This is a genomic window from Kitasatospora sp. NPDC091276, from assembly GCF_040684355.1.
Taxonomy (GTDB): Bacteria; Actinomycetota; Actinomycetes; order Streptomycetales; family Streptomycetaceae; genus Kitasatospora.
On the sequence record NZ_JBFBFU010000004.1, the window covers coordinates 24,062 to 36,061 of the forward strand.

Below are 12,000 nucleotides of genomic sequence, written 5' to 3' on the forward strand. Positions count from 1 at the left end.
CGGCAGCCCGAGCCATGACGTCCGAACGATCCCTGTGATCCCCACGACCGACACGATCCGGAGCGAGAGCGTGCCCCGTCAGGTCTTCTTCTACGACCAGCCCGAACGGTTCGTGGCCGGCACCGTCGGCCAGCCCGGCGCCCGGGCGTTCTACCTGCAAGCCAGCGCCCGGGGCCGGATCACCAGCGTCCTGCTGGAGAAGACCCAGGTGGCGGCGCTCGCCGAGCGGATCGACGAGGTCCTGGACGAGGCGCTGCGGCGCAGCGGCGGCGACGTCTCCATCCCGGCCGCCGCCCCGCAGGACCTGCTCGACACCGCACCGCTGGACCTGCCGCTGGAGCAGGAGTTCCGGGTCGGCACCATGGCCCTGGCCTGGGACAGCGTGGACGGCTGCCTGGTGGTCGAGGCGCAGGCGCTGATCGAGGTGGAGGAGGACGAGGACGAGGACAGCGCCGCGGCGGTCTTCGAGGACGACGACAACGGTCCGGACATGCTGCGGGTGCGGCTGTCCGGCGCGATGGCCCGGGTGTTCGCCAAGCGGGCGCTGGACCTGGTCTCGGCCGGCCGCAAGCCCTGCCCGTTCTGCAACCTGCCGCTCGATCCGGAGGGCCACCTGTGCCCGCGCGCGAACGGCTACCGGCGCTGAACACCGAGACCCCGCCCCAGGCGGATCCGGCGACCGCCGCCGCCCTCGCCGCCGACGTGCCCACCGCGCTGGAGCTGCTGCGCGAGGGCGAGTTGACGGTGCACGGGCGCCTCACCGAGGCGTCCAACGCCGCGCTGTACTGCACCGCCACGCACGGTTCGCTGAGCGCGCAGGCCGTCTACAAGCCGGTCGCCGGGGAGCGCCCGCTGTGGGACTTCCCGGACGGCACGCTGGCCGGCCGCGAGGTCGCCGCGTACGAGGTGTCGGCCGCGACCGGCTGGGCGCTGGTGCCGCCGACCGTGCTGCGTGACGGGCCGCACGGGCCCGGGATGGTGCAGCTGTGGGTCGAGCCGGATCCGCAGGCCGAGCCGCTGCTGGCCCTCCAGGACCCGCGCGGCCCGGAGCACGGCTGGCTGCCGATCGTGCGGGCCGAGGTCGGCGGGGGACGCACCGCGCTGCTGGTGCACCACGACGACCAGCGGCTGCGCCGGCTCGCCGTGCTGGACGCGGTGCTCAACAACGCCGACCGCAAGGGCGGCCACCTGATCCCGGCCGCCGACGGCCGGGTCTACGGCATCGACCACGGCGTCACCTTCAACACCGAGGGCAAGCTGCGCACCCTGCTCTGGGGCTGGGCTGGCGAGCCGCTGCCCGCCGAGGCGCTGGAGGTGCTGACCCGGCTCGCCGAGCGCCTGGACGGCGAGCTGGCCGCGCGCCTCGCCCCGCACCTGACCGCCGCCGAACTGGAGGCGACCCGCGCCCGGGTGGCCGGGCTGCGCCGCACCGGCCGGCACCCGCTGCCCTCCGAGGACTGGCCCTCGATCCCCTGGCCGCCGGTCTAGGGCCTGCGGACCGGTTCGGACCGGCTGATGGTCTGGACCTGTCCGCGAACCGGCAGCACACTGCTCCGATGGACGCGTTACGGACCACCCCCACCCCCCGTACCACGCCGGACCTGCCGCTGCACCGGCTACAGGTCCCGCTGCCGCACCTGCTCCCGTTCGCCATCGGGAGCTTCGACACGATCGGCCCGCTGTCCCGGGCGGGCTTCCCGCACCGGCACTCGTTCTACGAGATCGTCCACGTCACCGGCGGCCGCGGCGCCCACGTCCTGGACCTGGTCCACCGGCCGCTGGCGCCACCGCAGTTGTGCGTGATCACGCCCGGCCAGGTGCACTACTGGTCGGACGCGGACGAACTCACCGGCCAGGTCGTCCTGTTCAACGAGGACTTCCTGCTCCGGAACCCGCAGGACCTCGCCGCGCTGCGCACCCTGGCCACCCGCCCCGCGCTCGGGCTCGGCGAACAGGCCGGGCCGGTCGGCGCGTTGCTCGCCGACATGGAACACGAGTACCGCTCCAGGCAGCCCGGCTACCAGGGCGTGCTGCGGGCCAGTCTGCACATCCTGATCGTCCGGGCGCTGCGCGCCGGCCGGCCGGGGGAGCGGCCGTCGCCGCCCGGCCGTCCGACCGAACTGGCCTCCGCCTTCACCCGGTTGATCGCCGGCCCGGGCGGGGTGCGGCACTCGGTGGCGTCCAGTGCGCAGGAACTCGGCGTCTCGCCGGGCCACTTGCAGACCCTGGTCAAGCAGGCCACCGGCCGCACCCCGGGCGGGCTGATCCGGCGCCAGCAGACCCTGGAGGCCAAACGGCTGCTGGCCTGCACGGATCTGACGATTCGTCAGGTCTCGAAGGAGGCGGGCTTCGCCGACCCGGCTTACTTCTGCCGTTTCTTCCGGCGGGAGACCGGGATGACGCCGGGGGAGTTCCGGGCCCGGGTCGACGGAAATCACCACGATCCCCGGATCGCGTCCATCGCGGCGGCCCCGGACTGCCCGTAACTTTGCTGGTGGCCACCGGTGGCCGGTCCGGCGCGCGCGGACGGGCGGCCGGTTCGGCCCTTGTCATGCCCCCACCATGGCAAGGGCCGCCCCCCACATCCACCCCACCCCCCACCCGAAGGAGAGGGCGCATGCCCACGCCCGACGGCATGATCAGCCGCAAGACCGTCCTGAAGGCCGCCGCCGCGCTCGGCGCCGCCCCGCTGCTGGTCGGCGGCGGCGTCGCGCTGGCCCGCGAGCAGGCCGGCACCGGTCGGCCCCCCGGCCTCACCCCCGAGTGCCACGACGGCGACGACCCCACCATCGAGCAGACCGAGGGCCCCTACTTCAAGCCCAACTCCCCACTGCGCAGTTCCATGGTCAACGACGGCCCCGGCACCCGGCTGACCGTCAGCGGCTACGTCTTCGGCCGCGCCTGCCGACCGATCTCCGGCGTCCTGCTGGACTTCTGGCAGGCCGACGACAACGGCGCCTACGACAACACCGGGTTCACCTTCCGCGGCCACCAGTTCACCGACGCGAACGGCGCCTTCAAGCTGGACACGATCGTCCCCGGCCTCTACCCGGGCCGCACCCGGCACCTCCACGTCAAGCTCCAGGCGCCCGGCCGCCCGGTGCTCACCACCCAGCTCTACTTCCCCGGCGAGCCGCGCAACAGCACGGACACCATCTACGACGCCCGGCTGCTGATGAACGTCCGCCAGAACGGCCCGGGCCGTGAGGGCAGCTACGACTTCGTCCTGGACGTGCCGCAGACCCCGGGCACGCCGAGCCCGACCCCCACCGCCACCCCGACCGGAACCCCCACCGGAACGCCCACGCCGCCGAGCGGCAGTTGGAAGCCCGGGGCCTCGTACAACGCGGGCGACCGCGTCACCTACTCCGGTGCCTCCTACCTCTGCCTCCAGGCGCACACCGCCATGGTGGGCTGGGAGCCGCCGAACGTGCCGGCCCTCTGGCAGCGGTCGTAGCGGCTCCGGCCGCGTCCCCCGGGGTGCCGGGCGCCCGGTCGGCGGCAGGGTCGACCGGGCGCTCAACCGTGTCCGAAAGCCTGCCCGAAGCCTGTTGAAAGCCCGCCCGACGCCTGCCCGAAGCCCGCCCGAAGCCTGCCGCATGCCTGTCGGAAACAACGCCGGTCCCGTCAAGGTCCGTTCCTTATCAGTCGGGAAGCGGTCCGGCAATGACAGGAAGCGAATCCAGTCGATCTTGTGTACTGGTTAGGCTTTCAAATGTTCGCAAGGTTAAAGTCGGTTCCATGCATGCCTGGCCCGCCTCCGAGGTTCCCGCCCTGCCTGGTCAGGGGCTCCCCCTCCGTATCTTCGACACCGCAGCGGGCACGGTCCGTGAGGTCGTGCCGCAGGACGGCACCGCCCGGATCTACGTCTGCGGCATCACCCCCTACGACGCGACCCACATGGGCCACGCCGCCACCTACAACGCCTTCGACCTGGTGCAGCGCGTGTGGAAGGACGCCGGCCACGACGTCCTGTACGTCCAGAACGTCACCGACGTGGACGACCCGCTGCTGGCCCGGGCGGTCGAGACCGGTCAGGACTGGGTGGCCCTCGCCGAGCGCGAGACGGCCCTGTTCCGCGAGGACATGACCGCCCTGCGGCTGCTCCCGCCGGCCCACTACATCGGCGCCGTCGAGTCGATCCCGTGGATCGTCCCGCTGGTCCAGAAGCTGCTCGCCAGCGGCGCCGCCTACCAGGTGGACGGCGACATCTACTTCTCGGTCGACTCCGACCCCCGCTTCGGCCAGGTCTCCGGCCTCGACCGGGAGGCCATGCGCCCGGTCTTCGCCGAGCGCGGCGGAGACCCGGACCGCCCGGGCAAGCGCCACCCGCTGGACGCCCTGCTCTGGCTCGCCGCCCGCCCGGGCGAGCCCGCCTGGGAGACCGAACTCGGCCACGGCCGCCCCGGCTGGCACATCGAGTGCGTCGCCATCGCGCTGCAGTACCTCGGCATGTCCTTCGACATCCAGGGCGGCGGCAGCGACCTCTCCTTCCCGCACCACGAGATGGGCGCCTCGCACGCCCAGGTCGCCACCGGCGCCCACCCGTACGCCAAGGCGTACGTGCACGCCGGCATGGTCGGCCTGGACGGCCACAAGATGTCCAAGTCCCGCGGCAACCTGGTCTTCGTCTCGGCGCTGCGCCGCGAGGGCGTCGACCCGGCGGCGATCCGCCTGGCGCTGCTCTCGCACCACTACCGCGAGGACTGGGAGTGGACCAAGGCGACCCTGGACGAGGCCGTCGAGCGCCTCGCCCGCTGGCGGGCCGCGGTCTCCCGGCCGGACGGCCCGGCCGCCGAGCAGCTGCTCGACGAGGTCCGTACGGCGCTCGCGGACGACCTGGACGCGCCCGCCGCGCTGGCCGCCGTCGACCGCTGGGCCGAGCGGCAGGAGGCCGGGGGCGGCACCGACATGGGTGCGCCCGGCCTGGTCAGCCGCACCGTGGACGCCCTGCTCGGCGTCGCGCTGTAGGACCTGCCCCCCTCGACACGCCGAAGGGGCGTCCGGACCACGCGTCCTGACGCCCCTTCGGAGTTGTCCGGGGGCGGGCCCGGGGTGGCGGCTACTCCTCGTCGCCGTCCTGGCTCTCCCGGGCCGAGCCCGGGGACTCCGGCTCGGCCGGCCGCTCCGCCGTGGCGTGCCCGGCCACCGGCTTCTCGCCGGTCGGTCCGACGTTCTCCCGGCGGCGCAGGTAGCGCTCGAACTCGCGGGCGATCGCGTCGCCGGAGGCCTCCGGCAGCTCCGCGGTGTCCTGCGCCTCCTCCAACTGCTGGACGTACTCGGCCACCTCGCTGTCCTCGGCGGCCAGCTGGTCCACGCCCAGCTGCCAGGCCCTGGCGTCCTCGCCGAGCTCGCCCGGCGGGATGCGCAGGTCCAGCAGGTCCTCCAGCTTGTTGACCAGGGCTAGCGTCGCCTTGGGGTTCGGCGGCTGCGCGACGTAGTGCGGCACGGCCGCCCAGAGCGTCACGGCCGGGACCCCGGCGTGCGTGCAGGCCTCCTGGAGCACCCCGACGATGCCGGTCGGGCCCTCGTAGCGGCTCTCCTCCAGGTCCAGCCGGCGGGCCAGCTCCGGGTCGGAGGTGACCCCGCTGACCGGCACCGGGCGGCTGTGCGGGGTGTCGCCGAGCAGCGCGCCCAGGATCACCACCAGCTCGATGCCGAGCTCGTGCGCGAAGCCGAGCAGCTCGTTGCAGAACGAGCGCCAGCGCATGCTCGGCTCGATGCCGCGCACCAGGACGACGTCCCGGGTGGTCGGCTCGGTCACCCGGATCACCGAGAGCCTGGTGGTCGGCCAGGTGATCCGGCGGATGCCGCCGTCCAGCCAGACCGTGGGCCGGTTGACCTGGAAGTCGTAGTAGTCCTCCGCGTCCAGGGCGGCGATCACCTTGCCGCCCCAGGTGTCGTCCAGATGTGCCAGGGCCGCGGAGGCGGCGTCGCCCGCGTCGTTCCAGCCCTCGAAAGCGCAGACCATCACCGGGTCGATCAACTCGGGAACATCTTCCAGCTCGATCACCCAGCGTCTCCCTCCGGTCGGCGGTCGAACCTGCGCCGCCTCGGCTGGCCTGCCGGGGCGCCGACGGGTCGGCTGCCGACTGTCGAACCTCTCGTCACCCATGGAACGCCTCGCCCCATGGTCCCTACCTGCCCAGCCTACGGGCTTTGATGCGCACCGCGGCCGGGCACCGGGACAGTCTGGGGGAGCGTGCCGCCCCGATCCAGCGGATATCCGGACGGTCCGGGCTGACGGGTCGTCAGCTCCTCCGGGGCGGGCGCGGACGGTGTCCGGGCGGCGACGCGGCGCGACGACGCGCCCTTCCCGCACGCGCCGTTCCCGCACGCACTCTTTCCGCGCGCGCCGTTCCCGCACGCGCCGCCGGAACCCCTCAGGCGTCCACCCACCCGCGCCGGTACGCGGCCCAGTGCTCCGGGGTGGCGGCGAAGTCCACGTAGAGCGCGACGCCGAAGTTCCGCCGCCCCGGGTCCTGGCGGCCCAGGCCCAGCCGGACGCCCCGGACGGCGGCCGGCACGGTCTCGGCGTCACCCCGATGGCCGTGCCGGTCGTCCCAGAAGAACGGCAGGCCGATCAGCAGGTCCACCTTGGCCGGGGTGGCCTCCAGCGCCAGTTCGGTCTGCAGGGCGACGTAGCCGCCGTACAGCGGCTCGGTCGGCATGCTGGTGTCGTACGCCATCACGGCGACCTGGTCGACCCGGCGGGCGGTCTCGGTGAAGTACGCCTGGTCCCACCACTTGCCGTGGTCGGTGAGCAGGATCCCGGCGGTGTGCAGGCCGGGCACCGGGTCGAGCTGCGGGGCCGCCACCGAGAGCGCGGCGCCGTGCTCGGCCGTGACCGGGCGGACCTGGTCGAGCAGGGCCAGCCAGCCGGCGCTGCCGGGCCGGATCGGTTCCATGTCGAAGTGCACGCCGTCGAATCCGAGGTCCAGGACCTGCCGGGCGGAGGCGGTGACCCGGTCCCGGGTGGGGGCGTCCTCCAGGTCCAGGGCGTCCTTCTCCGGCTTGACCTCGTCGCCCAGCCAGCTCTGCACCCGGACGTCCGGCAGCGCCCGGTGCACCGCGTCGGTGAACCAGCGGGCCCGGGGGTGGACGGCGGGCGGCAGCGAGCCGTCGTGTTCCAGCGGGCCGGTGTGCACGTACAGGTCGCGGACGCCGGTGCCGGCCAGCTGTCGCACCAGCGCGGCGACGTCGGCCTCGCCCTTGCGGCCGTCCACCCAGGCGTGGCCGAGCCAGAGCGCGTCCCGGCCGCGGGTGCGGGCCTCGGCGGACGGGTCGCCGGTGTAGTGCAAGCGGATCGCGACGAAGGCCGAGCCGAGCGCGGCCGCCGGCACGGCCGCCGCGAGGCCCAGTGCCAGCAGCGCCCGGTGCCACCGGGACCAGCTCCGCCAGCGCTTGCGCAACGCCCGGAACGGGGCCGCCAGGGCCCCCGTGACGCGTCGCGCGACGGTCGGGAATCGGCCCACGCGGTTGCTCCCCCCTTGCGGTCGAACGCTCAGGATACGGAATGCGACCGCAGGCCGGGGCGCGGGCCGGATACCCTGGCCACGTGCGGGCCCGAGTAAGCGGGCCCGCAAAGCCGACAGCCGTCGCACCAGGGAGAAGCCCCATGGCCACTGCAGCCAATCCGTCCATCACTCAGCAGAGCCGCGCGAACGCGCTGCGTGAAGCGCTCGCCACCCGGGTGGTGGTCGCCGACGGTGCAATGGGCACCATGCTCCAGGCACAGGATCCGACGCTGGAGGACTTCCAGAACCTGGAGGGCTGCAACGAGGTCCTCAACGTCACCCGGCCCGACATCGTGCGCTCCGTCCACGAGGCCTACTTCGGGGTCGGCGTGGACTGCGTCGAGACCAACACCTTCGGCGCCAACTTCTCCGCACTCGGCGAGTACGAGATCGCGGATCGCATCTTCGAGCTGTCCGAGTCGGGCGCCCGGATCGCCCGCGAGGTGGCCGACGCCCACGCCGCCGACGGCCGCACCCGCTGGGTGCTCGGCTCGATCGGCCCCGGCACCAAGCTGCCCACCCTCGGCCACGCGCCGTACGAGACGCTGCGCGACGGCTTCCAGCAGAACGCGGCCGGCCTGATCGCCGGCGGCGCCGACGCGCTGCTGGTCGAGACCAGCCAGGACCTGCTGCAGACCAAGGCCGCCATCCTGGGCTGCAAGCGCGCCCTCGCCGAGGCCGGGCTGGACCTGCCGGTGCTGGTGCAGGTGACCGTGGAGACCACCGGCACCATGCTGCTCGGCTCCGAGATCGGCGCCGCGCTGACGGCCCTGGAGCCGCTCGGCGTCGACTACATCGGCCTCAACTGCGCCACCGGCCCGGCCGAGATGAGCGAGCACCTGCGCTACCTGGCCAAGAACGCGCGGATCGGCCTGTCCTGCATGCCGAACGCGGGCCTGCCGGTGCTCGGCAAGGACGGCGCCCACTACCCGCTCTCCCCGTCCGAACTGGCCGACGCGCACGACGTGTTCACCCGCGAGTACGGCCTCTCGCTGGTCGGCGGCTGCTGCGGCACCACGCCCGAGCACCTGCGCCAGGTGGTCGAGCGGGTGCAGGGCCGGCCGGTCACCCCGCGCACCCCGCAGCCGGAGTCCTCGGCGTCCTCGCTGTACCAGGCGGTGCCGTTCCGCCAGGACACCTCGTACCTGGCGATCGGCGAGCGCACCAACGCCAACGGCTCGAAGAAGTTCCGCGAGGCGATGCTGGCCGGCGACTGGCAGGCCTGCGTGGAGATCGCCCGCGAGCAGATCCGGGACGGCTCCCACCTGCTGGACCTGTGCGTGGACTACGTCGGCCGCGACGGCGTCGCCGACATGAAGGAGATCGCCGGCCGGCTGGCCACCGCCTCCACCCTGCCGATCGTGCTGGACTCCACCGAGCCCCAGGTGCTGCGGGCCGGCCTGGAGGCGCTCGGCGGCCGCGCGGTGCTCAACTCGGTCAACTACGAGGACGGCAACGCCCCGGACTCGCGCTTCGGCCGGATCGCCTCGCTGGCCCGCGAGCACGGCGCCGGCCTGATCGCGCTGACCATCGACGAGGAGGGCCAGGCCCGCACCGCCGGCAAGAAGGTCGAGATCGCCGAGCGGCTGATCGCCGAGCTGACCGCCGACTACGGCGTCGACGAGGGCTCGATCCTGGTGGACTGCCTCACCTTCACCCTGGCCACCGGCCAGGAGGAGTCCCGCCGGGACGGCATCGAGACCATCGAGGCGATCCGCGAGCTCAAGCGCCGCCACCCGGCCGTGCAGACCACGCTGGGCCTGTCCAACATCTCCTTCGGCCTCAACCCGGCCGCCCGGGTGGTGCTGAACTCGGTCTTCCTGCACGAGTGCGTGGAGGCCGGCCTGGACTCGGCGATCGTGCACGCCTCCAAGATCCTGCCGATCTCCCGGATCCCCGAGGACCAGCGCGAGGCCGCCCTCGACCTGGTCTACGACCGCCGCCGGGACGGCTACGACCCGCTCCAGCACCTGCTGGAGCTGTTCGACGGCGTCTCCTCCGCCTCGGTCAAGGCGTCCAAGGCGGAGGAGCTGGCCGCGCTGCCGCTGGACGAGCGCCTGCAGCGCCGGATCATCGACGGGGAGCGCAACGGCCTGGAGGCCGACCTGGACGAGGCGCTGGCCGGGCGGCCCGCGCTGGAGATCATCAACGACACCCTGCTGGCCGGCATGAAGGTGGTCGGCGAGCTGTTCGGCTCCGGCCAGATGCAGCTGCCCTTCGTGCTCCAGTCCGCCGAGGTGATGAAGACCGCGGTGGCCCACCTGGAGCCGTACATGGAGAAGTCCGACAGCGAGGGCAAGGGCACCATCGTGCTGGCCACCGTCAAGGGCGACGTCCACGACATCGGCAAGAACCTGGTGGACATCATCCTGTCCAACAACGGCTACAACGTGGTCAACCTGGGCATCAAGCAGCCGGTCTCGGCGATCCTGGACGCCGCGCAGGAGCACAAGGCGGACGTGATCGGGATGTCCGGCCTGCTGGTGAAGTCCACCGTGATCATGAAGGAGAACCTGGAGGAGCTCAACCAGCGCAAGCTGGCCGCGAGTTACCCGGTGATCCTGGGTGGCGCCGCGCTCACCCGGGCCTACGTCGAGCAGGACCTGCACGAGATCTACGAGGGCGAGGTCCGCTACGCCCGGGACGCCTTCGAGGGCCTGCGGCTGATGGACGCGCTGATCGCCGTCAAGCGCGGCGTGCCCGGCGCGAGCCTGCCGGAGCTCAAGCAGCGCCGGCACGCCCGGGTCGAGGTGGTGGAGGAGCCGGAGGTCAACCTCGGCCAGATCCGCTCGGACGTCACCGTCGACAACACCGTGCCGACCCCGCCGTTCTGGGGCGACCGGATCGTCAAGGGCATCCCGTTCGCCGACTACGCCTCCTGGCTGGACGAGGACGCGCTGTTCAAGGGCCAGTGGGGCCTGAAGGCGGCCCGCAGCGGCGAGGGGCCCTCGTACGAGGAGCTGGTGGAGACCGAGGGCCGGCCGCGGCTGCGGATGTGGCTGGACCGGCTGCAGACCGAGGGCTGGCTGGAGGCGGCCGTGGTCTACGGCTACTACCCGGCCAACTCCAAGGGCGACGACCTGATCGTCTTCCACGAGGACGGCACCGAGCGGACCCGCTTCACCTTCCCCCGCCAGCGGCGCGGGCGCCGGCTCTGCCTGGCCGACTTCTTCCGCCCGGAGGAGTCCGGCGTGCGGGACGTGGTCGGCCTCCAGGTGGTCACCATGGGCAACCGGATCTCGGAGGCGGCGAACGAGCTGTTCGCCGACAACTCCTACCGCGACTACCTGGAGCTGCACGGCCTGTCGGTGCAACTGGCCGAGGCGCTGGCCGAGTTCTGGCACGCCCGGGTCCGCTACGAGCTGGGTTTCTCCGGCGAGGACCCGCAGGACGTCAAGGACATGTTCGCGCTCAAGTACCGGGGCGCCCGCTTCTCGCTCGGCTACGGGGCCTGCCCGGAGCTGGAGGACCGCGCCAAGATCGCCGAGCTGCTGAAGCCCGAGCGGATCGGCGTGGTGCTCTCCGAGGAGTTCCAGCTGCACCCGGAGCAGTCCACCGACGCGATCGTCATCCACCACCCGGAGGCGAAGTACTTCAACGCCCGGTAACCCCGGCGCCTCGTTCCGTTCGCTCTTTTCGGGCGAACCGGGCGTATCCTGGATGATCCTGAACGGGCCGGTCCGCTCACCAGCGGGTCGGCCCGTGCCATCCCCGGGGGGCGCTCGAACGCGCCCGGGGGGTACCGACGGAAGGACTCCCGCCATGACCACCACCTCCACCGCCACCCGGGTCCTCGACCACGGGGACGGTCGCGGCCTGCAGGCGGTGCTGCTGGACATGGACGGGACGCTGGTGGACACCGAGGACTTCTGGTGGCAGGCCGAGGTCACCCTGTTCGCCGAGCTGGGCCACGCGCTGACCGACGAGGACCGGGCCCAGGTGGTCGGCGGTCCGATGACGCGGGTGATCGACTACCTGGTCGGCACCACCGGGGTGGACCTCGCCCCGGCGGACCTGACGGTGCTGATCAACCAGCGCTTCGTCGACCTGCTGGCGGGCGGCGTGCCGCTCATGCCGGGCGCCGAACGCCTCCTCAACACCCTGGCCGCACACGGGATTCCGGCCGTCCTGGTGACCGCCTCGCACCGGCACGTGGTGGACATCGTGCTGCGCTCGCTGGGCTCCCACCACTTCGCCTTCACGGTCGCCGGGGACGAGGTGCCGCGCACCAAGCCGCACCCGGACCCGTACCTGGAGGCGGCCCGGCGGCTGGGCGCGGACCCGGCCCGCTGCGTGGTGGTCGAGGACGCGCCGACCGGGGTGCGGGCGGCCGAGGCGGCGGGCTGCCCGGTCGTCGCGGTGCCCTCGGTGGCGCCGATCGAGCCGGCCCCGGGGCGGCTGGTGCGCTCCTCGCTGGAGCAGGTCGATCTTGAACTGCTGCGCTCGCTGGTCGCTTCGCGGGTGTGATTGTCATCTCATTGCG

General features: G+C 72.9%; 9 protein-coding genes. 7 read left to right on the forward strand and 2 right to left on the reverse strand.

Annotated elements, in window-relative coordinates; genetic code table 11:
- Positions 1 to 70: 70 nt before the first annotated feature.
- The 5 genes from AB0O19_RS06055 to mshC all read left to right on the forward strand — a co-directional run bounded on the left by AB0O19_RS06055 (position 71) and on the right by mshC (position 4,971).
- Positions 71 to 646, forward strand: a complete 576-nt coding sequence (locus tag AB0O19_RS06055) for a DUF3090 domain-containing protein (RefSeq protein ID WP_350878006.1) — start codon at positions 71 to 73, stop codon at positions 644 to 646.
- A gap of 56 nt (positions 647 to 702) precedes the next feature.
- A complete protein-coding gene (locus tag AB0O19_RS06060; protein ID WP_063350993.1) occupies positions 703 to 1,488 on the forward strand; it encodes an SCO1664 family protein in 786 nt (261 codons plus the stop codon).
- 68 nt (positions 1,489 to 1,556) lie between these two features.
- Positions 1,557 to 2,486 carry an AraC family transcriptional regulator gene (locus AB0O19_RS06065; protein WP_363618098.1) on the forward strand — a complete coding sequence of 310 codons (930 nt, stop codon included), beginning with the start codon at positions 1,557 to 1,559 and terminating at the stop codon, positions 2,484 to 2,486.
- A 131-nt stretch (positions 2,487 to 2,617) separates the two neighbouring features.
- Positions 2,618 to 3,457, forward strand: a complete 840-nt coding sequence (locus tag AB0O19_RS06070) for a carbohydrate-binding protein (protein WP_363618100.1) — start codon at positions 2,618 to 2,620, stop codon at positions 3,455 to 3,457.
- Between the two features lie 284 nt (positions 3,458 to 3,741).
- Positions 3,742 to 4,971: a cysteine--1-D-myo-inosityl 2-amino-2-deoxy-alpha-D-glucopyranoside ligase gene (gene mshC, locus AB0O19_RS06075; RefSeq protein ID WP_363618102.1), complete on the forward strand. Its 1,230-nt coding sequence runs from the start codon at positions 3,742 to 3,744 to the stop codon at positions 4,969 to 4,971.
- A gap of 91 nt (positions 4,972 to 5,062) precedes the next feature.
- Here mshC and AB0O19_RS06080 read toward each other — a convergent pair whose 3' ends face one another.
- Both AB0O19_RS06080 and AB0O19_RS06085 read right to left on the reverse strand, forming a co-directional pair.
- The gene (locus tag AB0O19_RS06080) at positions 5,063 to 6,013 is read right to left on the reverse strand and encodes a PAC2 family protein (RefSeq protein WP_363583922.1); all 951 of its coding nucleotides are present in this window, start codon (positions 6,011 to 6,013) and stop codon (positions 5,063 to 5,065) included.
- 370 nt (positions 6,014 to 6,383) lie between these two features.
- Entirely contained in the window at positions 6,384 to 7,475 is a 1,092-nt protein-coding gene (locus tag AB0O19_RS06085; protein WP_363618104.1) for a hypothetical protein, read from the reverse strand.
- Positions 7,476 to 7,618: 143 nt separating this feature from the next.
- Between AB0O19_RS06085 and metH the strand changes: the two genes are divergently transcribed.
- Together metH and AB0O19_RS06095 are read left to right on the forward strand one after the other, a co-directional pair.
- On the forward strand, positions 7,619 to 11,125 hold the full coding sequence (gene metH / locus AB0O19_RS06090) for a methionine synthase (RefSeq protein ID WP_363618106.1): 3,507 nt from the start codon (positions 7,619 to 7,621) through the stop codon (positions 11,123 to 11,125).
- Between the two features lie 154 nt (positions 11,126 to 11,279).
- Positions 11,280 to 11,984 carry an HAD family phosphatase gene (locus AB0O19_RS06095; RefSeq protein WP_363618108.1) on the forward strand — a complete coding sequence of 235 codons (705 nt, stop codon included), beginning with the start codon at positions 11,280 to 11,282 and terminating at the stop codon, positions 11,982 to 11,984.
- Positions 11,985 to 12,000: the final 16 nt, after the last annotated feature.